23 protein-coding genes and 2 rRNA genes are annotated in these 26806 nt (G+C 63.1%); 16 read left to right on the forward strand and 9 right to left on the reverse strand.

Annotated elements, in window-relative coordinates:
* Positions 1-6: 6 nt before the first annotated feature.
* From AC5E6W_RS05345 to AC5E6W_RS05355, 3 genes are all read right to left on the reverse strand, one after another.
* Positions 7-540 carry a YceI family protein gene (locus tag AC5E6W_RS05345; RefSeq protein ID WP_491751230.1) on the reverse strand — a complete coding sequence of 178 codons (534 nt, stop codon included), beginning with the start codon at positions 538-540 and terminating at the stop codon, positions 7-9.
* Between the two features lie 119 nt (positions 541-659).
* On the reverse strand, positions 660-1337 hold the full coding sequence (locus tag AC5E6W_RS05350) for an alpha/beta hydrolase (RefSeq protein WP_491751231.1): 678 nt from the start codon (positions 1335-1337) through the stop codon (positions 660-662).
* Positions 1334-2323, reverse strand: a complete 990-nt coding sequence (locus tag AC5E6W_RS05355) for a ring-cleaving dioxygenase (RefSeq protein WP_491751232.1) — start codon at positions 2321-2323, stop codon at positions 1334-1336. Before AC5E6W_RS05355 ends, AC5E6W_RS05350 begins: the two co-directional genes overlap by 4 nt.
* 174 nt (positions 2324-2497) lie before the next feature.
* Between AC5E6W_RS05355 and AC5E6W_RS05360 the strand changes: the two genes are divergently transcribed.
* A complete protein-coding gene (locus AC5E6W_RS05360; RefSeq protein WP_491751233.1) occupies positions 2498-3022 on the forward strand; it encodes a MarR family winged helix-turn-helix transcriptional regulator in 525 nt (174 codons plus the stop codon).
* 24 nt (positions 3023-3046) lie between these two features.
* Here AC5E6W_RS05360 and AC5E6W_RS05365 read toward each other — a convergent pair whose 3' ends face one another.
* The gene (locus AC5E6W_RS05365; RefSeq protein WP_491751234.1) at positions 3047-4132 is read right to left on the reverse strand and encodes a carboxypeptidase-like regulatory domain-containing protein; all 1086 of its coding nucleotides are present in this window, start codon (positions 4130-4132) and stop codon (positions 3047-3049) included.
* A gap of 147 nt (positions 4133-4279) precedes the next feature.
* Between AC5E6W_RS05365 and AC5E6W_RS05370 the strand changes: the two genes are divergently transcribed.
* The 7 genes from AC5E6W_RS05370 (at position 4280) to AC5E6W_RS05400 (ending at position 11841) form a co-directional block, all read left to right on the forward strand.
* A complete protein-coding gene (locus tag AC5E6W_RS05370) occupies positions 4280-5290 on the forward strand; it encodes a nuclease (RefSeq protein WP_491751235.1) in 1011 nt (336 codons plus the stop codon).
* Between the two features lie 132 nt (positions 5291-5422).
* The gene (locus AC5E6W_RS05375; protein WP_491751236.1) at positions 5423-6778 is read left to right on the forward strand and encodes a D-arabinono-1,4-lactone oxidase; all 1356 of its coding nucleotides are present in this window, start codon (positions 5423-5425) and stop codon (positions 6776-6778) included.
* A 239-nt stretch (positions 6779-7017) separates the two neighbouring features.
* Positions 7018-9696: a beta-glucosidase family protein gene (locus AC5E6W_RS05380; RefSeq protein ID WP_491751237.1), complete on the forward strand. Its 2679-nt coding sequence runs from the start codon at positions 7018-7020 to the stop codon at positions 9694-9696.
* Positions 9697-9878: 182 nt separating this feature from the next.
* Positions 9879-10439, forward strand: a complete 561-nt coding sequence (gene efp / locus AC5E6W_RS05385; protein WP_491751238.1) for an elongation factor P — start codon at positions 9879-9881, stop codon at positions 10437-10439.
* 33 nt (positions 10440-10472) lie between these two features.
* Positions 10473-10886: a HEPN domain-containing protein gene (locus AC5E6W_RS05390; RefSeq protein WP_491751239.1), complete on the forward strand. Its 414-nt coding sequence runs from the start codon at positions 10473-10475 to the stop codon at positions 10884-10886.
* Complete coding sequence (locus AC5E6W_RS05395) at positions 10865-11242, forward strand: hypothetical protein (RefSeq protein ID WP_491751240.1); 378 nt, start codon at positions 10865-10867, stop codon at positions 11240-11242. Before AC5E6W_RS05390 ends, AC5E6W_RS05395 begins: the two co-directional genes overlap by 22 nt.
* The gene (locus tag AC5E6W_RS05400; protein WP_491751241.1) at positions 11242-11841 is read left to right on the forward strand and encodes a GNAT family N-acetyltransferase; all 600 of its coding nucleotides are present in this window, start codon (positions 11242-11244) and stop codon (positions 11839-11841) included. Before AC5E6W_RS05395 ends, AC5E6W_RS05400 begins: the two co-directional genes overlap by 1 nt.
* Positions 11842-12086: 245 nt before the next feature.
* Here the strand turns inward: AC5E6W_RS05400 and AC5E6W_RS05405 are convergent, their stop codons facing one another.
* On the reverse strand, positions 12087-12668 hold the full coding sequence (locus tag AC5E6W_RS05405; RefSeq protein ID WP_491751242.1) for a hypothetical protein: 582 nt from the start codon (positions 12666-12668) through the stop codon (positions 12087-12089).
* Positions 12669-13025: 357 nt separating this feature from the next.
* Here AC5E6W_RS05405 and AC5E6W_RS05410 point away from each other — a divergent pair, with 357 nt between their 5' ends.
* The 3 genes from AC5E6W_RS05410 to AC5E6W_RS05420 all read left to right on the forward strand — a co-directional run bounded on the left by AC5E6W_RS05410 (position 13026) and on the right by AC5E6W_RS05420 (position 15141).
* A complete protein-coding gene (locus AC5E6W_RS05410; protein ID WP_491751254.1) occupies positions 13026-13307 on the forward strand; it encodes an acylphosphatase in 282 nt (93 codons plus the stop codon).
* A 247-nt stretch (positions 13308-13554) separates the two neighbouring features.
* The gene (locus AC5E6W_RS05415; RefSeq protein ID WP_491751243.1) at positions 13555-13656 is read left to right on the forward strand and encodes a translocated intimin receptor Tir; all 102 of its coding nucleotides are present in this window, start codon (positions 13555-13557) and stop codon (positions 13654-13656) included.
* A gap of 156 nt (positions 13657-13812) precedes the next feature.
* Positions 13813-15141, forward strand: coding sequence for an EamA/RhaT family transporter (locus AC5E6W_RS05420; protein ID WP_491751244.1), 1329 nt, complete (start codon positions 13813-13815; stop codon positions 15139-15141).
* A gap of 217 nt (positions 15142-15358) precedes the next feature.
* On the opposite strand, the gene AC5E6W_RS05425 is transcribed toward AC5E6W_RS05420, so the two are convergent.
* Positions 15359-18754, reverse strand: coding sequence for a TonB-dependent receptor (locus AC5E6W_RS05425; protein WP_491751245.1), 3396 nt, complete (start codon positions 18752-18754; stop codon positions 15359-15361).
* 528 nt (positions 18755-19282) lie between these two features.
* Entirely contained in the window at positions 19283-19885 is a 603-nt protein-coding gene (locus AC5E6W_RS05430; RefSeq protein WP_491751246.1) for a thymidine kinase, read from the reverse strand.
* A 194-nt stretch (positions 19886-20079) separates the two neighbouring features.
* On the opposite strand from AC5E6W_RS05430, the gene AC5E6W_RS05435 reads away from it, so the two are divergent.
* From AC5E6W_RS05435 to AC5E6W_RS05455, 5 genes are all read left to right on the forward strand, one after another.
* Entirely contained in the window at positions 20080-20583 is a 504-nt protein-coding gene (locus AC5E6W_RS05435; protein ID WP_491751247.1) for a superoxide dismutase family protein, read from the forward strand.
* A gap of 132 nt (positions 20584-20715) precedes the next feature.
* The gene (locus AC5E6W_RS05440; protein WP_491751248.1) at positions 20716-21507 is read left to right on the forward strand and encodes an RNA polymerase sigma factor; all 792 of its coding nucleotides are present in this window, start codon (positions 20716-20718) and stop codon (positions 21505-21507) included.
* 1 nt (position 21508) lies between these two features.
* Complete coding sequence (locus AC5E6W_RS05445; RefSeq protein ID WP_491751249.1) at positions 21509-22405, forward strand: anti-sigma factor; 897 nt, start codon at positions 21509-21511, stop codon at positions 22403-22405.
* A gap of 47 nt (positions 22406-22452) precedes the next feature.
* A complete protein-coding gene (locus tag AC5E6W_RS05450) occupies positions 22453-24009 on the forward strand; it encodes a hypothetical protein (protein ID WP_491751250.1) in 1557 nt (518 codons plus the stop codon).
* A 74-nt stretch (positions 24010-24083) separates the two neighbouring features.
* Positions 24084-25694 (forward strand): DUF4097 family beta strand repeat-containing protein, encoded by a 1611-nt coding sequence (locus tag AC5E6W_RS05455; protein WP_491751251.1) that lies wholly within the window; start codon positions 24084-24086, stop codon positions 25692-25694.
* 606 nt (positions 25695-26300) lie between these two features.
* Here the strand turns inward: AC5E6W_RS05455 and rrf are convergent.
* A 5S ribosomal RNA gene (gene rrf / locus AC5E6W_RS05460) occupies positions 26301-26417 on the reverse strand.
* 137 nt (positions 26418-26554) lie between these two features.
* A 23S ribosomal RNA gene (locus AC5E6W_RS05465) occupies positions 26555-26806 on the reverse strand; the annotation flags it as partial.

Here is a 26806-nt window from a genome sequence, read left to right on the forward strand (position 1 = left end):
TTGCTGTTATGCCTGCAGGAACTGCACGTCGAGCGTGAGCGTGACGTCCTCGCCGATGAGGATGCCGCCGGTCTCGAGCGCAGCGTTCCAGCTCAGGCCAAAGTCCTTGCGGTTGATCTTGGTCGTGGCTTCCAAACCGATGCGCGTGTTGCCGTAGGGATCCTTGCCAGGAGCGCTGGGACCTTCAACGTCGAAGGTTACCGGCTTGGTGATGCCGTGCACGGTGAGATCGCCGGTCACCTTGTACTCGCCTTCGCCTTCCTTCGTCACGCTGGTGGACTTGAAGGTCATGTGGGGATACGTATCAACCTCAAAGAACTCCGCGCTCTTCAGGTGAGCGTCGCGCTGGGGGTCGCCGGTGCTGAGGGTGTTCACGTCGATCAACGCGTCGATCGAGCTCTTCGACGGATCGGTGGTGTCCTCGACGAGGGTTCCGGTGATCCCGCTGAAGGAGCCCTTCACGTTCGAGATCATCATGTGCTTCACCTTGAACTCCGCGCTCGAATGGGCGGGATCGATCTTCCAGGTAGTGGTCGACATCTTCTCTTCTCCTTTGTGTCCTTGGGCAGCTCGCTGCGTGTTGGTTGGATGCCCGTCCGCGAAGAGTTGTTCCGCTCTCCCGGGTGGGGAAACGATGAAACTTCGGTTACGGAAAACCTCTATCCGAGTACCTGGCGGAGCAGCTCCGTGCCCAGCTGGAGCTCGTCCTGCGTGATGGTGTGCGGGCGTCCGGGATAGCGTTTGGCCGTTACCTCAGCGCCGAGCTCACGCAGCCTGACCGCAGATTCCTCCACGCGTGCCCAGGGCACATGCGGATCAGGGTCGCCGCTGAGCAGGAGAGCGGGCATTCCTGCCAGCGGGTTGCCGGTGATGGCTGCACCGCTGAGCGTGGTGCCAGGAGCCCCGATGAGGCCGCCAGTGAAGGCGATGAGGCCGGCGTACTTCGCCGGATGGCTCGCGACGAACTCGGTCGACAGGCAAGCTCCCTGCGAGAAGCCTGCCAGCACGATGCGCTCCGGGCCGAAGCCCTGCTTCGCCAGCGCCGCGAGGATCGACTCCACCTTCTTCAGCGCGGAGCTGAGGTAAGGCTCGTTGGCCTCGCGGGGGGCGAGGAACGACTGCGGGTACCAGCTGTGCCCGGCAGCCTGTGGCGCGAGGAAGGCGACGTCAGGGACGCCAAAGGCTTCGCCGAGACCGAGGATGTCCTCGGCCGAAGCCCCGCGGCCATGCAGCAGCACGACCGCGAGCTTTGCCTTGTCCAGAGAAGCACCGGCCTGAAGAACCGGTGTCGCTGCGTGAGGATCGGAGATTGCGTTCTGGCTCAAGGTCGAGTTCATGCCTGCACCTCTTCCTTCTCTTCGGCCTTCACCGCCTTGTGGAGGACGATTGGCGGCAGCGACTTCTCAATCTGCTCGTAGTGCGGTTGCAGCCAGGCCGGGACACGGAGCGCCTCGCCGAGGGATTCGAGCGGCTCGTCGATGGCGAAGCCCGGGATGTCGGTGGCTAGCTCGAAGAGCACGCCGCCCGGCTCGCGGAAGTAGATGGAGCGGAAGTAATCGCGGTCCATCACAGGCGAGACGCCGAGGCTCTCGCTGATGACCTTGAGCCACTCCTTCTGGTCGGCGTAGTCTTCGCTGCGGAAGGCGATGTGGTGGACGGTGCCGGCTCCCATCCGGCCGCGAGGCGCGGAAGGATCGACGACGATGTCAATGCGATGCGCCAGAGCGTCACCCACGACCTCGAAGCGTGTGCGCTGACCTTCTTCGGCAGCCTTCGTGTAGCCGAGCAGCTTGAGCGCGGACTCGGTCGGAGCCAGGTTGCGCTGCAGCAGCGTGACGCCGTAGAAGCCGCGGACAGAGTGCTCGCTGGGGACATCGGCGAAGCGGGGGTTGGCGAACGCTGCCTCGACTACCGGGACTTCGGCGTTGCCGACCAGCTCGATCTTCATGCCGTCGGAGTCGGAGAACTCGAGCACGATGGCTCCGAAGCGCTGATGCTTGGCCTCGATGCGGATGCCCTGCGCTTCAAGCCGTGTCTCCCAGTAGTCGATGGAGGAAGTGGGAACGCTGAAGGCGGTGTGCGAGACCTCGCCGGCACCGAGAGTTCCGCGGGATGCGTTGGGCCAGGGGAAGAAGGTGAGGATTGTGCCGGCCTTGCCGGCATCGTCGCCGAAGTAAAAGTGGTAGGTGCCAGGATCGTCGAAGTTGACGGTCTTCTTGACGAAGCGGAGTCCGAGCACCTGGGTGTAGAAGTCGAGATTGCGCTGCGGGTCGCTGGCGATCGCTGTTACGTGGTGGAGTCCTACGATGGGCTTGGTGGCCATGGTTGATTTCCCCTTCGTGCCGTTTCTCTTTACGTTCAATATGATTCGATATCGAAGTAAAAGATTCACCGGGCCAGGGCGGTTTCGCACTTCGCTGATTCCATTCGACGTTGTGCAGGGAGGCTGGAATCCTTTTGCATCTTGTTTCGACGCCGAAGCATCCTTGAAGATGCCATGTCGAAGACACACAGTAATGAAAACGACACTACCGGGCCGAAGCTCTGGGTGGTGCTGGCGCGGGCGTACGGTTCGCTCGCGCACTATGTTGAGCAGTGCATCGCAGCCGAGGGACTCTGCCTGAGCGACTTCATGATGCTGGAGGTGCTGCTGCACAAGGGCCCGCTGAGCATCTCCGTAATCGGCGAGAAGGTACTGCTGACCAACGCCAGCATGACGGCAGCGGTCGACCGGCTGGAGAAGCGCGGCTTCGTGCTCCGGCACAACTCCGAGGAGGACCGCCGCAGCAAGATCGTGACGCTGACGGCCGAGGGACGCGAGTTCATCAGCGAGCTTTACGCGCGCCATGTGCTGGATATAGAGGCGGTGACTTCTTCGCTGAGCCAGAAGGAGCAGAACAAGATGAGGAGTCTGCTGAAGACACTGGGGCTGGCCGCGCAGAAGGAGACCGAACGCAGGCGCGAAGCCGTGGTGGCGATGGCGGCTCCTATGAAGGAACGTGCGCGCGCGAAGAAGGCCTGAGCGGTCAGCTCCTCCGATGCAGGTCTACTGCTTCTTCTGGGAGATGCCGCCGTGCGTCACATGGCGCAGGATGAACTCCTGGAAGAGCGTGCCGATGGCGCCTTCGCTGATGCCGATGAGGGTATTGGTGAGGCGGACCTGTGCGCTCTGCTGGCTGGTGGCTGGGTAGTAGAGCGTCGAGATCTCCGCCGAGCCGAAGTTGCCCAGGACGTTGGAGAAGTTGGGCTGCCAATGACCGCTGTCGCCTTTGCAGATGACGGTGGTCGAGATGGCATAGAGCGCACGGTGCACGACATTGCCGTGGCCCAGATAGAAGTAGCGAGGGTCCTGGTGGAAGATGGACGGGAAGAGCGCTGCGCCCAGGAATGTGGCGCTGAGTTTATCGCCGTAGGTTGCGGCGTAGCGTTGCCCGTAGCCGCCCATCCCCTGCCCGTAGCCGCGGAAGTCGTTGTTGGCCTGCTCGATGCCTGCGGTGACGCCGGTAGTGAAGAAGGTGACGGGATCGCGGCTGACGATGAGGGCCAGCTTGAACTTCTGCTTGCGCGTGAGCGGCATGGGGTTCTTCTCGTAGCTGACGAAGAAGTTCGGGAGAATGCCGAGGATGCGCTGGTGCTCTTCGTTGGTGATCTGCTGCTCGGCGAGGTCCTCCACGGTGATGGCGGTGACCGCGGTCGTGATCTCCTCGACGCCGAGCTCCACGCGATCAAGCCTCACCGTCTGCTGGGGGGCGACTTCAAAGTCCTTCACCTTCCACGGCGAGAAGCCTTTGGCGGACATCAGCACGCGGTAGGTACCGGGAGGTACCCGATCGAAGCGGTAAGCTCCAGCCTGGTCGGTGATGCTTTCAGTGTGGGTCTCTCCGGTCTTTGCGTTGACCAGCGTTACGCGGGCGTTGGGGATCAGTGCGCCGTCGGTATCGGTGACCTCGCCGCTAACGGTTCCGGCATCAGGGGCGTCGGGAAGCTGGGCGGGAGCTGCTGTGGGCGTTCCTGCCGGTGACGCGACCTGGGCGGACAGGCTCATGGCGGCTCCAAGCGCCAGCGCACACGCAATGACGGGCCAACCGCGACGGCGCAGCGACCTGACTTCGAGCCGAACGCTGCGGACCATGGAGCCCTTTCCCGTGGGTCGAGTGAGGAACAACCCTCGCCGGATCAATGAGTCTGAGGAAGCCTGCAGTTTGAATGGACGGCATCGCCGCCCAATTGGTTGCGAATGCTGCGATCCGGAAACTGCAGTGCGGTAGCCTTGAAAGAGATGTCGCACCTCGCTTCCTTCATCATCGGCTCGGTCCTGCTGCCCGTTGCGGGCCTGCAGGCGGTTGCGCAGCAAGCCGTGCCCGCGATGGGAACGATTGCGACTGGCGATGCCAAGGTCGCTGGGGGTCTCGAGGTGTCGGGCGCAAAGGCGCAGCTGGTCAGCAACGCCTCGATTACAGCGTACGACCATACGGCGCGGGTGGACCTGACGCGTGGGGGTGACGTCCTGGTGTGCTCGACGAGCCAGTTTCACCTGCTGCGTGCGGGGCTCGGCCAATCGCTGCTCTTCGGGCTGGACCGCGGAGCGATCGAGATCCACGGGAAGACCGGGCAGGACGATGTCATCCTGACACCGGACCTGCGCTTTACCCTGGAGACCGGCGGGACGCTGAACCTGGGCCTGCGCGTGACGCGCAACGGCGACACTTGCGTGGACAATGCCGGGGCGAATGCTCCGACGATGCTGCTGAACGATTCCTTCTCGGCTGCCGTGTACCGGCTGACGGCGGGCCAGCATGTGATGTTCGAGCATGGCAACCTGCGGGAGGTGGTCGACAGCGAAAGCTCTCCCTGCGGCTGCCCGGAGCCGACACCGATTCCGGCGTCCATCTCGGCGGATGCGGCCTCCGCGCTGAGTCCAGCGCAGCGTGCAGCGCTGGAACATCCCTTCCCAGCTGCGGCCAGCCAGGACCTGGCGCCAACGCCGGCTCCAACGGTGACGACGCCGAAGGATGGCGAGGCGCACGTGCAGATCTCGTCCACACTGGTCTACGCTCCCGGCCAGCCGCCTACGGCGAACGCTCCGGCGGGAGAGATGCCGGTATCGCAGACGGGCGAGCTACCGGCGTACGCCAGTGCCAACGGCAAGGGCAGCGACCAGGGACCACCGCCGCAGACGCCGCCGGGGCCGAAGGGCGTCTTCCATGCCATCGGCAGGTTCTTCCATCGGATCTTTCATCCCGGCGACAAGACGCCGGACGCAACCGCAGCGAGCCAGCCGCAGAAGTAACGGGCCGCTGACAACGCTGGACACCTCCAACACGAGTCCGATACCTTGCGGAGGCTGACGCGCAGAGCTCCCGCGCGTCGCGCGTTCCTCAATGAGTCAAGGGACCGGACGCGAATGAACAGGCGAGAGTTTTTGAAGACGACGAGCACCATGACCGCAGGCTCGATGCTCCCGGGGATCTCGAACGCCGCAAGCGCGCCGAATGAGGGTCCACGCACCAACTGGGCTGGGAACTATACCTTCACCGCGCCAAGGCTGGAGAGCCCTGCCAGTGCGGAGGAGGTGCGGAAGCTGATCGCTGGTGCGCAGCATGCCAAGGCACTGGGCGCGGGGCACTCCTTTAATAGCATTGCGGACACGGCGGGCGAACAGCTGGGGATGCTGGGCGTCGGCGGGATGAAGCTGGACAGCGAAGCTCTCCTCGACCACGACCAGAAGATCGTCACGGTGGGTGCGGGCGTGAAGTACGGGCAGTTCGCTCCGTGGCTCGATCAGCAGGGCTACGCGGTGCACAACCTGGCGTCGCTGCCGCATGTGACCGTGGCCGGGGCGTGCGCTACGGGAACTCACGGATCGGGGATCCGGAATGGCTGCCTCTCGACGGCGGTGGAATCGTTCGAGCTCGTGGATGGCAATGGCGAGGTGCATACGATCTCCCGTGAGGCCAACCCAGACATCTTCTCCGGCATGGTGGTTGCGATGGGCGCGCTGGGGGTGGTGACGAAGACGACGTTGCGCGTGGTGCCGCGCTTCGACATCGCGCAGGTGATCTACGAGAACCTGAGCTTCGACCAGCTGGAGCATCACTTCGACGCCATCATGGGCTCGGGCTACTCGGTGTCGTTGTTCACGACGTGGCAGGGGCATCGTGCGAACCAGGTGTGGCTGAAGCAGCTGCCGGGTGGAGCGACGCCGAAGCCAGGGCAGTACCCCGCGGAGTTCTTCGGGGCGACGCTGCAGAAGACGAAGCTGCATCCGGTCCCGGGGCATGACGCGACGGCGTGCTCCGAGCAGTTTGGCGAGCCCGGGCCGTGGTACGAGCGGCTGCCGCACTTCAAGATGGCGTTCACGCCGTCGAGCGGCCACGAGATCCAGACCGAGTACTTCGTTCCGCGCGAACATGCGTATGAGGCGATCCTGGCGGTGGAGAAGCTGCGCGACAGGATCACGCCGCACCTGTTCATCACGGAGCTGCGCTGCATCGCAGCGGACTCGCTGTGGATGAGCATGGCGTATCACCGGGAATCGCTGGCGATCCACTTCACGTGGAAGCCGGAGGCAGACGCGGTGAATGCGGTGATTCCGCTGATCGAGGCGGCGCTGAAGCCGTTCCGGCCCCGACCGCACTGGGCGAAGGTGAATACGATTCCCGCCGCCGACCTGCGCACCGCCTACCCGCGCTATGGAGACTTTCAGGCGCTGATGAAGCGGTTCGACCCGCAGGGCAAGTTCCGGAATGCTTATCTGGAGCGAGTGTTTCAGGGCTGAGCTGGTAAGTACCCCCCTCCCCCCCCCCTCATTTTTCGAAAGTATTCAAAACGGAGACTTTAGCTCCGGACTTCACTTTTTGCTGCGTCTGCGAGACGGTTGGGCCGGAGGGGCTCTACTTCCATGGTAGCGAGTTGAGCAAGAAACTCTGCCACCGTCATGAACCAAATTTGGCGTAGATCTCCGGGCAGCGCGTAGATCGAACCCGAGCGTAGAATGGCTCGTTCGAGGAGCAGAGCATGTGCCCACGTACTACGGTATTTCTATTCCTGCTGGCGTCGTTCCCTTTCGCGAAAGCACAAGTCGTTCCACCCGATAACGCCGATGAAGCGCGTATCGATCGGCTGCTGGGGCAGATGACGCTCGAGGAGAAGATGAACCTGATCCGCGGCGACGTAGAGCCAGCCGCGACGAACCAGGGGCAGGCCGGTTACCTGCCGGGCGTGCCTCGTCTAGGGATTCCGCCGCTGCGCATGGCGGATGGGCCTCCGGGAGTGCTGACGCGCGTTGCCGGCCAGGCACAGACGGCGACCATGGGCGTCGCCGCAACCTGGAGTGTTAGGGATGCGGAACAGAACGGGACGGCGATCGGCCGGGAGGCTCGGTCTCTGGGCATCGATGTGGTGCTGCAGCCGTTTATCAATATCGACCGCGACCTCACCTTCGCACGCAGCTACAACACGCTGGGGGAAGATCCGTTCCTGAGCGGAGCGATGGGAGCTGCGGAGATTCGCGGCGAACAGGCGCAGGGCGTGATGTCGATGGCGAAGCACTTTGTGGCGTACGACTCCGACTCGTACAACATCTTCGTCGATGAGCAGACGTTGCACGAGGTGTACGTCGCACCGTTCGACGCCGCAGTGAAGGCTGGTGTCGCATCGATCATGTGCTCCTATAACAAGATCAATGGCCGGTTCGCCTGCGGCAATCCGGACACGCTGAAGACTATCCTTCGCGACGAGATCGGGTTCAAGGGCTTTGTTACCTCCGACTGGGGCGGAGTGCACAATGTGCACTTCCTCAACGATGGGCTTACGATGGAGATGCCCGGTGAGGTTCCCGACGACAGCCCCTTCGCGGGGATGATGCACACTTACTTCCGCACCCGAGCCGCGAATACCGGCGCTCCCACCAAGCCCAATCTCGCCGCTCTCGCGGGGATGCTGGGCGGCACGATTCCCGAGGAGGCGCATGCCGCCGGCATGGATATGTCTGCCTTCCCAAGGGATTCCGACTCCAAGACCATGCGCGATGCCCTCAAGGATGGATCCATCACCGAAGCGACGATCACCGAGGCTGCGCGCCGCGTGCTCTACGAGATCGAACGCTTTGGCTATCTCGACGGCAAGCAGAAGCACGAGGTCACGTCGCAGGACCTCGACGGCAACGGCGCGGTCATCGAGAAGACAGCGGAAGACGCGGCGGTGCTGCTGAAGAATGAACGCGGGATTCTTCCGCTGAAGGAGACCGACAGCATGGTCCTGATCGGCCCGACGGCTGGGCAGGTTGCTTCGATCGGGACGTTTGGAGAGCGCTCGCCCGGAATCCCGGACCTCCAGATCAGTCCCCTCGATGCGTTGAAGAAACTGGCGCCTCACGCACAGGTAGCCTTCGCCGTGGATGACGACATGACGGGCAGCCCGATCGGCGCGGCACTATTCACGCATTCCGGAAAGCCCGGACTTCTGCGAACGGACGGCGCGGGGGAAAATGCCGTCGATGCTTCGATCGACTTCACCAGGAGTAATGGCAAAGCGCTACCTCCGAATACCGTCGCGACCTGGAAGGGCGAAGTCTCCATACCCGCCGCCGGATCGTACTGGTTCTATCTGCAGGCGCTGGGCACACGCGCGGTGCTGACCATCGATGAGAAAGAAGTAGGCCGCACCGGTGCGGTCAAAGGAACGGTCCATGGCGATATCCAATATGCCTCTCAGGACAACGGGCTGCCGACGACAGATGGACTGGACAACGTGCGCAGGGCAGTCCAACTGACCAAGGGCGTACACAGGATCGAGGTGAAGACTTCCATCGATACGTCCGGGGCTCCGGTCCAGGTGCGCTTGAACTGGATGACGCCTGCAGCTCGTGCGCAGAGCCGTGCTGCGGCAGTGGAAGCTGCCCGGCATGCCCACACCGCAGTGGTGTTCCTGTGGACGCGGGATAAGCCGCACTTCGAGCTTCCGGGCGAGCAGAACAGACTCGTCGAGGAGATTGCCGCGGTCAATCCGAATACTGTCGTCGTGCTCAATACGAGTCAGCCTGTGGCCATGCCCTGGATCGACAAAGTAAGAGGCGTGCTCGAAATGTGGTGGCCAGGAGATGAAGGCGGCGTGGCGACCGCGAAGACGCTACTCGGGCAGAGCGATCCAGGGGGACACTTGCCGATGACATGGGGAAAGGCACTGACCGACTATCCGGCGACTTCGCCCGCTCACCCGGAGCGCTCCACCAAGGGAGCCGACGGCAAGACGACCTTCTCCGAAGGTGTGCTCGTGGGATACCGCTGGTTCGACGATCAGAAGATTCAGCCCCTGTACCCGTTTGGGTTTGGGTTGTCCTACACCAGTTTTGCATTGTCGGCCTTGAAGGTGACACCTACCCCGAATGGTGGAGCTCGCATCTCGCTGCACGTGAGGAACACCGGCAGCGTCGCAGGCGACGAGGTGCCGCAAGCCTACCTGGATGCTCCCGCGAGCAAGCCGCAGGGGGTACAGTTCGCTCCCAAGACGCTTGTGGCGTTCGACCGAATTACCCTGCAGCCAGGCGAGGACCGTGAGGTGACACTCGAGATCGCAGCGCGGGCGTTTGAGTACTGGTCGATTGAAAAGAAGGCGTGGGTGAGGCCGGCAGGTAGCCGTACTGTGCGCGTGGGCACGTCGTCGCAGGATTTGCCACTAGCTGCTGCTGCGCAATGAATTCAGGCTGCGCAGTGAATTCAGGCTGCCAATGAACTGAGGCTGCGCGGAATTGAATCTCCGCGGGAGATGATTCGTTGCGGCTCCGGGTCGCTCGTGAGCTCAGCTACAATCGAGAGCAGGGCTCGCGTGGGTTCTTCCGTGTTCCCGCATATCCGATTCACCCCCTTTAGGAGTTTCCAATGTCGATTCCGGCCACGCAGATGCGCCCCGGCATGATTATCAAGTACAAGGACGACCTTCACCTGGTCTTCTCCGTCGAGCACCGTACGCCGGGCAATCTTCGCGCATTCATCCAGGCCAAGCTGCGCAACGTGCGCACGGGCGCGATGTTTGTGGAGCGGTTCCGCTCGCCCGATCCGATCGACCGCGTCCATGTGGACTCGGTGAAGATGGAGTACCTGTACAACGATGGCGACGACTACTACTTCATGGACCAGGAGACCTATGAGCAGCTGAACCTGAAGCGTGAGACGCTGGGCGATGCGGTGGACTACCTGACGCCGAACCTGCTGATCGAGGTGAGCAGCCATGACGGCAAGCCGGTGGGTATCGAGCTGCCGCCGTCGGTGATTTTGACTGTGGTGGAGACAGAGCCGGGCATCAAGTCGGCAACGGCGAGCAGCGTGACGAAGCCGGCGAAGACCGATACGGGGCTCGTCGTGCAGGTGCCTCCGTTCATCAACGAGGGCGAGAAGATCAAGGTGGATACGGCTGAGGGCGCGTACATGTCGCGCGCGTAAGGACAAATACAGCATCGGTCGAGGACGCAGAGCATGACCCGAAACGACCTTCAACAGTTATCGCAGATGCGCCTCAGAGAGGCGCATCTGCTTTTTGAGAATGGGCACCACAGCGCGACGTACTACCTGGCCGGCTATGCGGTGGAGTGTGCGCTGAAGGCGTGCATTGCGAAGCAGACGCGGGAGCATGATTTTCCCGATAAGGATCGGGCAGTCAAGAGCTATACGCATCGACCTAAGGATTTGCTGAGCGTGGCAGGACTGACGAATCGCTTCCAGGCAGATGCGCGAGCCAATCCGGAGCTACAGACCAATTGGGACATTGTGGAGAATTGGACCGAACATAGCCCCTACGAACTGCGGAGCGAGGCGGATGCTAGATTGTTATTCGAGGCGATCAACCGCCCTCAGGATGGAGTGCTCGCATGGGTTACACAGCACTGGTAGGCCTGGACATTGCAGCTGGAGAGCAGGTCGTGGCAGCCTTGGAGAAAGCGGGCATCCCGATCAGCGTAGGCTTGTGGGCCGTCTTCCCTGAGTTCGAGGAAGGCCGCGTGGTTTTAGCCTCTCCCGCGCTGGATGCGATGGAACCTCGCGCCGCCTACCACGTTGTGGCCCAGGTACTGCACGATAACCCTCCGAAGGTGCGACCTTCCCTGACAATCCTGCGCATGGACGACCCGTTCATTCAGGAGCTGCGTGCTGTCTTTGCAAGTACGAGTTCTACCGCAGGGATGCGTCTCGGCGGCCAGCACCTTGGCAACCGCTTCCTCGACGATGCGTACGTCTACAAGATCCAGTGATGCCAACGGCCCCAGCAAGAGAGTTCACGCTGCGCATGGCGACGATGGACGATGTCCCGGCGCTGCATCGGCTGATTGAGCGGAGCGTGAATGGGTTGCAGGCGGGTGAGTATACCGAGGCGCAGCGGCAGGGGGCGCTGGGGCACACGCTGGGGCTGGACACGCAGTTGGTGAAGGATGGGACGTACTTTGTCGCGTCGCCGGTGGGCGAGCCGGAGGTGTTTGCGGCGTCGGGCGGATGGAGCTATCGGAGCACTACGTTTGGGTCAGATGGCGCGGCGGAGCGGGATGCGAGTGTGCTCGATCCGGCGAAGGATGCGGCGAAGATTCGGGCGATCTTTGTCGATCCGGAATTTGCGCGGCGGGGACTGGGGTCGTTGATGCTGGCGCATTGCGAGGCGGCGGCGATGGCTGCGGGGTTCAAGAGCTTCGTGATGGGGTCGACGCTGACGGGCGTGCCGCTGTACACGCTGAAGGGGTATCGCAAGGTTGGTCGGATCGATGTGCCGTTGCCGAATGGCGAGGTGCTGCCGATTGTGTCGATGGCGAAGTTTGCTGGAGACGAGGACGCGCCGCTGAGAGACAGCGGCGCGTCCTGATGGGCTGGCTGGTTGACCTAGCCGATTCGTTTGGGGAAGAGTCTGAACAAGTGTCGACTGTTCCCTCAGCGGCTAAAGCCGCATTGGTTCCTGCCTGCTTTTGTCACGGCTGAAGCCGTGACCTGCCGTTCGTGCCAAGATGGTCTTTGGCGCCGCGTTGTTCGTGCCCCGCGACCATTTTGTGCCACCTCATTCGTGCCCGCGATCAGTTGTGCCACCTAATCACGTGCCGCTCGATCACGTGGTTAGAACTTCACGTAGACTCCGGCGTAGGGTTCCTCGGTGGAGACCCAGCGGGAGGAAGACAGCTGGCCGACGGTGAAGTCGGGAGCGCGGTAGGCGAGCTCGCGAGCACCGATGCGGAAGCCGAGGGCCGAGACGGTCTGGAAGTCGAAGCCGACATCCGCCAGGCCTGCGCCGCGCCACTGATGGTGGACGTTGGAGGGCAGGTTCGGGGAGGGCTGAAAGTCCAGGTAGCCTCCACCGACGGCCACGAACGGGCTGAAGTGGTAGAGGTGGTGGAAGTGGACCATGTAGGCTGCGGTGCCTTCGTGCACACTGGTGGGCACGTACTCGGGGTAGCTGCCGCCGCCCGGCACACCGTGGACATCGTAGCGCTCGGAGAAGCGTGTGAACTGATAGTTCATCTCGATGCCGGCCCAGTCATAGGGCTGCGCATGGAACGAGACCACGGCTCCGGGGCTCATCGTCGTCGCCTGATTCGGCAGCGGAAAGCCGTTGGTCGAAATCGCCTGATTGGTGTAGTCGGTGGTGAACTGGCCTGCGGCGGCGACACCGAGGTCCATCCTCGACCAGTGGGACTTCATGGGATCGCTTCCGGCTGCCGGCGCCTGGGCGAATGCAATTGTGGCCGTAGCGGACAACACTGCTGAGAGAAGTATTCGAGTGAAACAATTACTGGACATCTGGCCCTCCTGAAAATCAAGACAATGGAATTCCCTGCGCGCCTAGAGAGGCGTTTGGGATGGTGCATGGAGCTTGGATAGTGACTCGAACGATCGCGGCCACCCCTCGACCTGGTTTGTCGAGGCCACGCGTTCTCATCGTCCGTTACGGACGAATGAATATTACTGAATGGACGCCTGGGAGGCTGGGCGAGTTGTACGGCGGGGCGAGTTGGCGGCTCTCGCGCCGCGTGGTTGTCCCGCCGTATCATGGCGGATATGGTGCTTCACTTCCTCGTTCGCGGGCGTGTCCAGGGTGTTGGCTTCCGGTGGTACGTCCATCGTGAGGCGGCGGAGCTGGGGCTGCGCGGCTGGGTGCGCAACACGGATGCGGGCGAGGTGGAGGCGGTCGCCGCAGGCGATCCTGAAGATCTGGCGGAGCTTAGGCATGCCATCCGCAAGGGCTCGCGGGGCTCGCGGGTGGACAAGGTCGTCGAGCATGAGCTGGATGAGGCTGAAGCGAAGAAGCTGGGGGCGTTTGTGATCGAAGGGGCGTGGTAGCTCGCCATCGTGCTGCCTTCGACGTCCGAACAGCAGGTCCTTCGTCGCTGCGCTCCTCAGGATGACAATTTTCCCCGTGAGACAATCAGCCCGGCCCTCCCCGCGCTCTGCGCGAGGGAAAGCGGCCAGCTCAAACCCGTCTGCTTCGCCTTTTCATTTGACAGCGAAGCGGGCGGGTTTGTACTGTTTTTGCCGCTACGTTACCGGTTACGTAAATCGAGTCCAAACTTCGCAGGTGTTTCGATTCATGGCGAGTTCGAAAGCTAAAGCCATCTTTACCGACAGCCACTTCTGGGTTCCCTTCCTTGTTCTGCTGGCGGGCATTGGCCTGCTGGTGGCGCTGCATTAGCCGCGAGCGTTCCCTCAGCGGCTAAAGCCGCCTTGCCATCGCTCTATTTACGGCGGGCCTATCGAGTCCCGCCCGGACAAAACGGGACTCGATAGACCCGGACAAAGCGGGGACTTGTTTCGAAGCTCCCCCCGACCCGGCACAGGAAATCTCCCTATGGCAACCCTGAGTAAGGCTCAGCAACGGGATGGACGACAGGGCTCGGTCAGCCTGTCGCTGCATCTGTTGGGCGTGATTTGCGGGCTGACGGCAGGCGTTTGGCTGGGCGCGGCGGAGGCTCCGACGAAGCTCGTCACCGCGGGCTTTTCGCCGTATGCAATCTCGCTGGCGATGGTGGCGGGCGTGTTCACGGCGCGATGGACGTTTCCAACGCTGATCAAGGGCACGGGCTATGTGTTTGCGGACCTCGCGGAGAAGAAGCACCTGATTGTGTGGGCGCTGCTGGCGGGAGCGCTGTGGGCCGTGGCGAACACGCTGACTGTGTTCGCGATTCGCGACGTGGGATTGGCCGTGGCGTTTCCGTTGTGGAATGCGAACTCGCTGATTGGGATGTTCTGGGGGCGCGTGCTGTTTGGCGAGCTGAAGGGTGCGGGCGCGGCGACGATGAGCAAGGTGCTGCTGGGAGCGGTGATCATCGTGATCGCGGCGACGATGCTGGGCTTCAGCACGATTCATGCGGGCGGCATGGGATCGCATGCGGTGCAGGGGATCTGCGCGGCGCTGGGCGCGAGCCTGATGTGGGGCACGATGTATGTTCCCTACCGCAAGGCGTACCTGAGCGGGATGAATCCGCTGAGCTTCGTGACGGCGTTTACGGTGGGCGAGCTGGGCACGGTGCTGGCGCTGACGCTGACGCTGGATGGAGGAACGCACTCGTCGGCGTTCCAGCTGATCCATATGCCGGGCGTGCTGTTCTGGCTATTCCTGGGTGGGTTTGTGTGGGTGATCGGCGACCTGTTTCAGCAGTTTGCGGCGAAGTATCTCGGGATTGGGCGGGGCATACCGCTTTCGAACACCAACCAGCTTTGGGGACTGGCGTGGGGTGCGCTGGTGTTTGGCGAGCTGGCGGGAGCGAGCCACAACCAGATCCTGCTGGTGCTGGCGGGGTCTCTGGGCATGATCCTGGGAGCGCTGGCGATCAGTACGGCGGTAGCGGGAGCGCGGGAGCAGAGCTCGACCAACGAGGCGGTGCTGCGCGAGTGCGAACGCTATGGGCTGGACTACAACCGCGCGATTCTGGCCCAACTCGGCGACCAGCCGGGCGATGAGTTCAGCGATGAGCCGGGTACGCGGGGCAACGGGCGACGGTGGTGGGACTACGCGATCGTTCTTGTGGCGACGGCAGTCTTTGTCGCGCTGGGGCTGCGGGCGACGGTGCCTCCGCTGGCGATGAACCTGCGCTGGATTGCGGTGCTGGGAGCTGTGCTGGTGATCAGCCTGGCGATCGGGACGTGGAACCTTTATAGGCGAACGCGATTCAGCTAGTGTGCTCGGCTTGAGGGCCTTCGTTTCGTTCCCCTCAGGGGCTAAAGCCCCCTGTGTTTGCGGGGCGTGATGGCGGGGCTGAAGCCCCGCCCTGACAAAGCACCACATCTCCAAAGATTCCCGTACCTGGCATTGAAAGACAACAAGGGCCGCCAGTGATGGCGGCCCTTGCTCCTGCGGTGGAGATTGGGGATCAGAAGACGAGCTTCGATGGAACTTAGAAGACGAGCTTCGCTGAGAGCTGTGCGATGCGGGGAGCGATGTCGGAGCCGATGCGGCCGAAGCTGGCGGAGGTCTGGGTGGTGTTGGGGTCGCCCAGGTTGGTGTGGTTGAGGAGGTTGAAATACTCGGCGCGGAACTGGAAGGCTGTGGTCTCGTGGATGGGAAAGCTGCGGGTGAGGCTGGCGTCCCAATCGGTGTAGCGCGGGCCTACGAAGGAGTCCTTCTTGATGTTGCCAAAGGTGTCCTGCGCGGGAGTCGCGAAGGCGGTGGGGTCGAGGTAGTTGGCGCAGGTGGAGGTGGACGGGATGCCGAAGGTGCAGGCGCTGCCGCCATAGCCTTTGCCCGTGCGTATCGGGACATCCAGCCCGGTGCCGAGGCCGGCCAGCGAGCGGTCCGCACCGACGATGATGTTCAGCGGATCGCCGCTATGGAGCGAGACGAGGCCGGCGGTCTGCCAACCGTTGACCACAGCGCGAACCATCAGCGGAGCTGCCTTCCACGCCGGGAAGACCCAGGTGTAGGAGAGCGTGAGGTTGTTGCGATGGTCGAAGACCGAGGGGCCGTAGTCGAGGCGCTTAAAGTTGGGGACGGTGATGGGAAGGATGTACGCCTGACCTGCGCCGGCGCTGGTGACCGCGGTGTTGTAGGGGAGATCGTCGAGGCTCTTGGACCAGGTGTAGCCGAGGGTTGCGGAGAGGCCTTGCGAGATGCGCTTGGTGAGTGTTCCCTGCAGGGCGTTGAAGAGCGTGTTGCCGCCCATGTTCGATTCGCTGATGCTGGCGAAGTTTTTGTAGATGCGGCGGGCCTGCTCGTTGCCGGCGGTGTCGGTTGCGCCGTTCTGTATGGCGGGGTTCAGCTCCATGTTGGTGAAGATGTGCGAGCCGTGCGAGCCGACGTACGCGATCTGCGAGGTGAGCGTGGACGTGATCTGCTGCTGCACCGCGAGGTTCCAGTTGTACATCAGCGGTGTATGGAAGGTGCCTGAAGGATCGAAGGTGATGACGGTGACGGGCGCTGGAAAGGGCGTGTTGGCCGGCAGGGGAAGCGTGACGGGAAATGGATTGGGTGAGGCGCCGTAGGGATTGGTGAAGGTCGAGGTGGGATCGCTGGCGGACGGGTTGGAGACGGAATAGGTCTCAGTGAAAGGATTGCTGCCGATCCAGCCGTTGTTGAACAGATCGTTCATGCGCGTGTCGTAGAACATGCCGACGCCGCCGCGAATGCTGGTAGTGGAGTTGCCGAAGACGTCCCAGGCGAAGCCGAGACGAGGCATGAAGTTTTTGTAGTTCGAGCGGACGCCATCGCGGGGCATACCGGTATCACCGGGGAAGAGCAGGCCGACCGGCGCGAGGGGATAGATGGCGGAGACCCGGTTAGTCGCGTAGGCGGTGGGGTTGAACTGGCCCATGCGGCCGGCGTCCGTCTGCGGGATGAAGGGTTCCCAGCGCAGGCCGTAGTTGAAGCTGAGGCGCGGCGTGGCCTTCCAGCTGTCCTGCACGTAGGTGCCGATAAACTTGGCGCGGTTGTCCTGGAACTGGCCCGCGGACTGGCTGAAGGCGCTGAGGTAGCCGAGGAAGAAGCTGGCCATGGCGTTGTTGGTGGTGGTGGAGGCGAAGGTGAACTGGCCGGGCTGGCCGTTCGTGTTGACCACGTCCAGGCGCGCGAGTTCGCCGTGGAAGCCGAAGCTGATGTCGTGCGTTCCCTTCACCCAGTGGACGTCATCGGAGAGCGTCACGTTGGAGCGCTTGAAGGTGGCGTGCGGGCTCTGGCCGAAGGAGAAGTCGCCGGAGACGCTGATGGACTGTACGGAGGGGAAGGCCGGCTGCCAGATGTTCACACCAAGTGTTCCCGCATCGATGCCGCCAGGGAGCGGACCGCGCACGGAACCTTCGCGCTGGTAGTTGACGATGAGGTTGTTCAGCCAATGCTCGTTGAAGGTGTGAGTTTCGGAGAGCAGCGCGGTCTGGTAGGTGATGTCGGACTGGTCCTGGTAGGTGAGGTAGTTCTTGGGGTCGAGCACGCCGACGAGGTGAAACTTGTCGACGTAGTAGCGGGCGGTGAGGCGGTCCTTCGAGGTAAGCGCCTGGTCGTAGCGGCCGACGCCTTCGTCGTAGTTCTGGGAGTTGGGCTGCAGGTAGCTGAAGGGGGTTCCATTCGCTGCGGCGACGGGGATGTAATGGAGCAGCGCGAGCGAGGCTTTGTCGAAGCGAGTTGTCGGGATGGTGGCCTGATAGAGATTGGTCCCTACCTGGGTGTAGGGGAAGCACTGGTTGATCCTGGGATCGACGATGCAGTTGGCGGTAGTCGGTGTTCCGGTTGCAGTGAACTGGAAGAGTCCGGCCTCGTTCGCGGTCGATGGCAGCGAGGAGTCGTTCGAGGTTGTCGCCGACACATCGCGCCAGCGGCTGCCCTGGTAGCCAGCGAAGAAGAATCCCTGCTTCGCCTTCCAGAGGAACGGGAGGCCGACCGGGCCTCCGATGACGCCGCCGAACTGATTGCGCTTGAGAGGATCGGTGTAGGGCTTGCCGTTGAACGTCGAGAAGTGGTCGTGGGCGTTGAAGACGCGGTTACGGACGTACTCGAAGAGGTCGCCGTGGAAGTTGTTGGTTCCGGACTTGGTGATGATGTTGACCACGCCGCCTGCGTTCTCGCCGTACTCAGCCTGGTAGTTGGAGGTCTGGACGCTGAACTCCTGCAGGGCGTCGGGGAATGGGAACGGCGCGTTGACATTGGTGTACTCGTCGACGTTGTTGCCGCCATCGAGCATGAAGTTGGTCTGGTTGGTGCGCGCGCCGTTGACGGTGATGAGGACGACGACGGGGAAGGTCTTGGTGTTGCCCTGGTCGATGGAGCTGATGTTGGGCGCGGGCAGTACACCGGGGGCGAGCAGGGTGAGTTGCGCGGCGTTGCGGCCGTTGAGTGGAAGCTCGTTGACCTGGCGCTGCTCGACCACTTGCGACAAGGTGCCGGTGACGACGTCGACCTGCGGGGACTCGGTGGTGACGAGGACCGTCTGGCTTTCGGCTCCAACCTGGAGCGCGGGGTTTACGGTTACGGCCTGGTCGGCCTTGAGCGAGACGCCGTTCTGGACGAAGGTCTGGAAGCCGGGCGCGGTGGCGGACAGGTTGTAGACCGTGGGCGGGAGCGAGGCGAAGACGAACTCGCCCTGCGCATTGGTGGTGACCGTCGCGGCGTAGCCAGTGCCGGCATCGGTGGCGACGACCTTGGCGGAAGGGACCGCGGCTCCTGTGGCATCGGTGACGATGCCGGAGATTCGACCGAGACCCTGTGCCCGCGCCGAGCCTAGGCCGGCGGCAAAGAGGAGCGTGACGGCGAACAGCCAACAGAGGGGTCGGGCGAATTTGCGAGCGGAGCGGAGGTCGATATGCATGACGGGAGCCGATGCTAGAGAGGCTGTGGCGGCCGTGTCAATAGAAATGTAACGCTGCATATTTATGACAAGATCGAGGGATGCTCGTCACTGGCTCGCGGGGCCGCGTCTTTGCTGTGCGATTTGCATGAGGATGCGGCTGATAGAGAGTTGTTGGCGCTCGTTACAGTTAGCGGTTGCTGCCGACGTCCGGATGAGCGGAAGACGGGAGGCTTCGCTTGTTTGAGCCCGCTATGTGGGCGGCCGAAGGCAGTCTGGGCAGACGGGAGGTCGCTTCCATGGCGCATCTCAAGGGCTCTGGCTGCGCTCTGAAGGACAGATTCGCGGTCGAGGGAGAAAGAACGGTCGCGCGCTACCGCGCGCGATACCCCACCCTTTCGCAAGGTGCGCGAAAGGATGGGCCACCCGTCGGCGGCTCAGGATGACGGTGAACGACAACAGCAGACCCTCTTCGAGGATGACAACAAGAAAAAGCAAAGGCAACGACAAGAGAAGCAAAAGCAAAGGACGAAGCGAGAGCGCGGAGGCTCAGGCCTGGGTCGTTAGCTCGAGCTGTTCGCTGGCGTGTTCGTCGATGTGGGGCGAGAAGTGGGCGCGGCAGCGGGCTTCGTAGAGGCCTGCGGCGCCGACGACGACGAGTTCCTGCGACTGGCCGAGGCGCTGGGTGTGGATGGCGGGCTGGCCGCAGACCATGCAGACGGCGGAGAGCTTGGTGACCTTGTCGGCGAGCGCCATGAGGTTAGGCACGGGGCCGAAGGGCTCATTGGCGAAGGTGGTGTCGAGACCGGCCATGAGGACACGCTTGCCCATGGCGACGAGCTCGAGGGCGAGGGGGATGATCCCGGCGGAGAGGAACTGCACCTCGTCGATGCCGACGACCTCGATCTCGTGGAGGCGAGGGGCGAGGGCGGCGCGGAGGTCTTCGACGGTGCGGACGGTGGCGGCCTCGTGGGTGTGGTCGCTGTGGCTGGCGATGGCGGTGCGGTGGTAACGGAGGTCGATATCCGGCTTGAAGCAGGCGACGCGCTGGCGGGCGATGCGGGCGCGTTTGAGGCGGCGGATGAGCTCCTCGCTCTTGCCCGAGAACATGGGGCCGGTGATGACTTCGAGGACGCCGGGAACGGTCGACATGAGGGGTATCGTAGCGGCACGGGCCCGGTGGATAAAGCGCCGCGAAACCCGCGGGCAGCGACGCGGCCGCGCCTTGCACCGCCGCGTCGCGGAGGGGCCACAAATCCCTCCAAGGCGCGGAAGGGACGGCGTATGCTGACCTTGCTGCAAAAGTATCACCGGGAGGTACGGCAATGCGGTTTGGATGGTTGGCGATGGCGGGCGTAGCCCTGACAGCGACGCTGTCGGTGGCTCAGGGACCCAAGGAGATCAAGGTGCCGCTCAAGTCGTCGAAGGGTGACGATGCGGGGTATGTCACCTTCAAGAGCGTGAAGAAGGGTGTGAAGGTTCACGTAGTAGTAAAGGACATGGCTTTCGGCCCGCATGGGGTGCATATCCATCAGAATGCGGTGTGCGACGCTCCGGACTTCAAGACGGCGGGCGGGCACTACAACCCGGACAACAAGCACCACGGCTATATGAACCCCGATGGCCACCACAATGGCGACATGCCGGGCAATGTGGAGGTGGGCGAGAACCATTCCGGCGAGGCGACATATACGATCAGCAGCGTGTCGCTGGACCCCTCGGCCCCGAACTCGTTGTTCGCGAACGGTGGCACGTCGGTGGTGGTGCATGAGAAGGCCGACGACGAGAAGACGGACCCGGCCGGCAACGCGGGAAACCGGGTGGCGTGCGGCGTGATTAAAGTACAGTAAGGATAGGGTTTAGGGTCAAGGGCCAAGGGTCCAGTGGATAGATGCCTGCTGGCGGGCGAGCCCTGGGCTCTGGCCCCCAAGCCCTTTCACCCTTCACGGAACCTTTGCTGGGCCAGCTGCGTATGAGAGACCATGGCAAGCGCGACCATTCCGGCGATGTTCGACAGGGGCCTGGGCGGCTCGTGGACCGGGCTTCTGGTCCGGCGAGATCCGGGCAGCAGCACGGGTTCGCGAAAGCCCAACGAGCCCCAGCGGCCGGTTGAGATGCAGCGCGGAGCAGCTCCGGAAGATCCCCAGGTACGGACCGAGACGACCGCTGCCTCCGAAGAGGCGCGGGCGATGGCCGCCGTGGCGCAACGCGCCCTGGCCGGCGACTCCACGGCCTGGGAGCAGATCGCACGGGTGCAGCACAAGCGGATCTATGGCATCTGCTACCGGTTTACGGGTTCGCCGACCGAAGCCGAGGACCTGACGCAGGACGTGTTCCTGAAGATCTACCGCAATCTGGCCAGCTTCGACGCGGCCAAAGGCGGCTTCAATACCTGGGTGACGACGCTCACGCGCAACCTTCTGGTGGACAACTATCGTCGGACCCGGATGGATCGGGCGAGCGAAAGCCTCGACGAGCCGATGTCCGGCGAGGACGAGGGTGGACCGTCGAAGGCGGAACGGTTGGCCGACGGAGGCCGCAGCCAGGAACAGCACGTCTCTGGATTAGAGCTTCGCGCGCACATCCAGGCAGCGCTCAAACAGGTTTCTCCCGAACTTCGGGAAGCTGTGATCCTTCGTGATCTGGAAGATATGGATTACAAGGAGATTGCAGAGGTACTCGGGGTACCGCAAGGTACCGTCAAAAGCAGGATCAGCCGTGGCCGAGCAGAACTGGCACGGTTGCTCAAAAGCATGGAAGGGCAGGTGATGTAGGGTGACGGAGTTCAAGAACCAATTCGAGCAGGACTGGGACGGGAAGCGTCCGACAGCCTGCGCACTGTGCGAGGCCATGCTGCCCGATGCCGTGGACGGCGTGCTGAGCCCGGCCGAGCAGCGGATCTTCGACCAGCACGTGGCCACTTGTGTGGACTGCGCGCAGGAACTCGAAGAGGCCCAGCGTGGTGCGGCGTGGCTATCGATGCTGAAGTCGCAGACACCAGAGCCGCCGCAGAATTTGCTGGCGAAGATCCTTGCCGAGACGACCGGAGCGATTCCTGCGCCGGTCGCCGCGCCTGAGGCCGTGCCGGTGTGGGCGCAACCTGTGCCGCACCGTGAAGTGGGCCGGGGCTCGAGTCTGGGATCACGGTTCGCGGCGTGGCGGAGCCGGGTGACGGACATCTTCCGCATCGACAACTCGGCGATGAGCTTCCAGCCGCGGCTGGCGATGACGGCGGCGATGGCGTTCTTCTCGATCGCGCTGACGCTGAACCTTACCGGCTTCCGACTGCGCGATGTGCGTGCGGAGAACTTTACCCCCAGCGGCATCTCGCGGACGGTTTCGGACCTGAGCGCTACGGCCGCCCGCAACTTCCAGAACCTGCGGGTGGTGTACCAGGTGGAGGCCCGCGTGAGCGAGCTGCGCGACGATATGCCTTCGGCGAACCGCGACCAGCGGCCGGCGTTTGAAGCTCAGCCGGAGACGGTGCAGCCGAAGCAGGACCAGAACAACACGGAACCCGACAGCAAGCAGCCGGACAACAATCAGCCCGCGAAGCCGGGCGACAACGGTAGCCAGCAGGATGACTCCCGGCCGCACGGCCGCAGCGAGCTGATCCTGCCGGCACCCCAAAGGATTGGCCGCAACGAGGTGGCCACGCATAAGGCCGCCTGACGGAGGCGCGAGCGAAGAGATCGAGCACAAGAGGGACCCGAGCAGCCATGAGCGAGGAGATAACCAATGCGGCAACCGAGGCGACATCCAGCGAGCGGGCTGGTTACTGCCAGGATTGCGGTAAGCCACTAACGCGCGAGACCGTACGAGTCGTAGGGACAGGAGTGTTCTGCGAGCCTTGCCTGGCGACGCGGATCGGCGCCGTCCCTGTGGGCTATGCGGCGAGTGCGGAAGCCGGTCCGCAGCCGGGTCAACCGGCGGGCCAGCCCGGAGCCTCGCAGCCGGGCGGCAGTGGATGGAGTGCGCCACAGAATCCGGGTGGCGCGGGATATCCGGGTGGTCCGGGATACACAGGAACTCCGGGGTACCCGGGAGCTCCAGGTGGCCCTGGTGCGGGATTTACTCCCTCACCCTCGACTCATCTGCCGAATCCGACGCTGGCGGGTCTGCTGGGTGTCATTCCCGGCGTTGGCGCGATGTACAACGGACAGCTCGTAAAGGGCCTGCTCCACCTGGCGATTTTCGCGATTCTTGTTGTGCTACAGAACAACGTCAGTGGCATCTTCGGCCTGTTTGTCGCCAGCTGGATCTTCTATCAGATCTTCGACGCGTACCACACCGCGAGAGCGCGGCGCGACGGAACCCCGCTGCCGAACCTGTTTGGGATCAACGATCTGGCCGATAGGATCGGCGCCGGGCAGGGCTTCGGCGCGCCTCCGGGAGCTCCGGGACAGGGTCCGGGAAGTGGGCCTGCGGGTTACGGCTATACCGCCCCGACTTCCCCGGTTCCTCCTCCGTCCGCTGCAGCGTGGGACTGGAAGTCGACTGCCGGGCCTTCGCAGGCTCCGGTTCCGCCGCCGCCCCAAGGCTACAGCTCCTACGGTGTTCCACCGGCAAACTGGGCGGGCTATGCGCATCCTTCGACCTTCGCGGCGCCCTCGCCTCCACCGCCGGTCCCTGGTTATGCGGCCTATGCGGGTCCGTCGACCGCTGAGACTGCCGAGCAGATCAAGGCGCAGGCTTATCGTGATGCTGGGCTGGGCAGCATTCCCTACACGGAGACGGCTGCGGGGGCTGGCGGCAGCTTCGCCGGATATCCTCCCGTGCCGCTGACTCCTGCGCCTCGCCGATTCCCGATGGGGGCTCTGTGGCTGATCGCTCTGGGCGTCCTGGTGCTGGTCGGCAACCTGAGTTCGGAGTGGCGGATCAGTGGGCTTTGGGTGCTCGCGGGCCTGTTTGCCTCGCTGGCTGTCTGGACGCTGGTGCGGCGGCTGGAGTGGGCTGGCGGATACTCCGCGGTGCGGGATGGGCACTTTCCCCGGCTCGCAGGGATGCTTCGCGCTCCGATCATGCTGCTCACTCTTTCCGTAATGTTTCTTCTGCAAGCGGCGCATCTGGCTACCTTCGGCCAGACATGGCCGGTGTTCCCGATTGCGTTCGGCGTTGCCCTACTCCTGGAGCGGACGGTTGGAGCGGCTCCTATTGTTCCTCTGCCTCCAGTTCCTCCCGTCGGCGGGTTTTACGGTGCGAGCGGTAATCCTGGGCCGCCAGTAGTGCCTCCGGTCGAGCCGGTCCCCTCGCACCCTACGGATGTGCGGTCATGAGCTCGTATCCTCCTCCTCCTGCCGGCAGCCCTTTTCCTCCGAACGCGCGCGATGCCTGGAGATTCCAGAAGCACATGGCTCGGGAGCAGCGCCGGGCGATGAAGTATCAAGCACGGCTGCAGCGGGCACAGTGGAGGATGCAGCGTCGCGCGCTGCGCCGCCGCTCGGTCGTTGGTCCGCTGGTGCTGGTGCTGCTGGGTGTCCTGTTCCTGCTGGCGCAGGCCGGGCGCATCTCGTGGGGGCAGCTGGTGGATTGGTATGGGCGCTGGTGGCCTCTCGTCCTGATTGCAGCGGGAATCGTGCTGGTGCTGGAGTGGGCGATTGACCATGCCCGCCGCGATGATCAGGACAATCCCGCACCAAGCCGTGTGCTCGGCGCGGGTGTTGTCTTCCTGCTGATGTTCATGGCCGCTATCGGGATCTGCCTGCGATACTCCGATACCGGAATGGAGTGGAAGAACCATTGGTTTGGAGCGGGCTGGAACGGCCTGGCTGAGGCCGTGGGAGATGAACACGACTCCGACAGCTCCAGTGAGCATCCGATTTCCAGCGTCGGGGCCCTCCTGATCCGCAACCCGCATGGCGACGTGACCGTGACCGGGACGAGCGACGATGGCAAGATCCACGTGAATACCCATAAGCATGTGTGGGCCTGGCAGGACTCGGATGCGCAGACGCGCGAGCAGGAGCTTGAGCCAGTTTTTAGCGGTTCGGATCAGCACCTGGCCCTCACGGTTGCGGGCATCAATGCGGGCCAGGCGGACGTTTCGCTCGAAGTTCCAGGGGCGACTGCCGTGACCATCGAAAGCGGCCGCGGCACAGTAAACCTGAGCAGCCTCTCCGGGGCAGTTGAGGTGAGCGCGAACCACGGGAACGTGGATCTTGAGGACATTACTGGCTCCGCGATGCTGCACATGAACAACGACGACGCCAGCCTAAATGTGCAGGATGTGCGAGGGGCCGTGAGCCTGGAGGGCCACGCCGGCGATATCAACGTGAAGGATGTTGACGGCCCCGTGACGCTGCAGGGCGACTTCTTCGGCACGACGCATGTCGAACGCCTGCGCAGCTCGGTTCATTTCGCGACGAGCCGAACGCAATTTGAGGCGCAGCGCGTCGATGGTACTGTTGAGATCTCCGGTGGGTCCAATGCGGACCTCGAAGGGCACGAGATCCTTGGCCCGGTGGTTCTGAGGACCCGGAACCGCAACATTACGCTGGAGCGCGTGCAGGGCAGCGTCGCGATTACGAACCGCAATGGCGACGTGAACGTTACGCAAGCTGCGCCGCTGGCCAGCGTACAGATTGACAACTCCAAGGGCTCCGTCAACGTGGGCCTGCCCGAGGACCAGGGCTTCGTCCTGACCGCGACCACCCGCCACGGGGATCTTGAGAATGATTTCGATATCGCGGAGAGCTCTTCCGGCGATGGGCAGAAGACTCTCTCAGGAACTGTCTCGGGCGGTGGACCGGCAGTGACACTGACGACCACCGACGGCGACGTGACTGTCCGCAAGAGCTCGGTCGATCCTCTCGAGCCGCTTGCACCACGACCGCCGGCCGCGCCTGGGCCTCATCCTGCCGCGTCGCCTGCAGAACCGGCCACCCCAGCAAGACCCATGCCACCGAGTCCGAAGGCTGGAAAGCCAGTTGCTCCAAAGGCCCCTGCGGCGATCAACTTCTAAAGCTGAACTCGTTCGATTCGAAGCGCGTAGCTCTTTTGGAGCTGAGCGCTTTTGTGTGCTCTAGCGTGGGAGATGCATTTGCGGAGAGCACCTGGAGGTCACCTCAGACCACCGATGCGGCCTCCAATGTCGCCCCTCTCGGAGCTCAGTGCGCGGTTGGCGTAGCTTGTGCCACGAGGGTGCTGGGCAGCGTCGGCTCAGATCGCATCGGCTCGGCAAATCCACTCTGATGATGAGGCTTGCCGCCTATGATGGCCCCTCGTACTTCGCCCGGTCACCGCCAAACTCGCTCGGGCACAGGACAACTGTCGGAACCAGGACGCGCGCGCAAGATTCCATTGCCTCGGATTGACGCGGCAGATGCTCCAGCTCGCAGGTAAATATCTCAGATCGACTTCGATGAGCCGAGCCTTGCACGGGCCCTTGCAGGGTTGGCGCCTATGCGTCGATGGAGTTGAGGTCTGCGATCGGAGGCCGCGTGCGCGTCTACCCGTTGACCACCGGGAGTTCGGGAGAAATGCCGCGATGGGCTATCTCGGGACCTCAGCTCGCTGCATGCGCTGCAATGCAAAAAGCCCACCCCGAAGGGTGGGCTTTTCAATGTAATGCCGGCGATCACCTAATCTCCCACACACTTACGCGTGCAGTACCATCGGCCCAACGAGGCTTAACTTCCGTGTTCGGGATGGGAACGGGTGGGACCCTCGCGGTAAACTCACCGGCAAATTGTCGAACGCTCGCGGCGCGATTGTTCACAACTGAATAGATTGGGAGAGTTTCATTATCGTAGAAACCCTATAACTACGAGGCTTGTGTTGAATGTCTCTAGCGCGATGACAACACTGCGCAGAGTAAATTCTATGGACAAGCCGAACGGGCGATTAGTACTGGTAAGCTACACGCATTACTGCGCTTCAACCTCCAGCCTATCAACCAGGTGGTCTTCCTGGACCCTTCTTGACCCTTTTGGGTTGGGAGATCTCATCTTAGGGCGTGCTTCCCGCTTATATGCATTCAGCGGTTATCACAACCGAACTTCGCTACCCAGCCGTGCCATTGGCATGACAACTGGAACACAAGAGGTTCGTCCATCCCGGTCCTCTCGTACTAAG

The sequence above is a fragment of the Bryocella sp. genome, assembly GCF_058498515.1.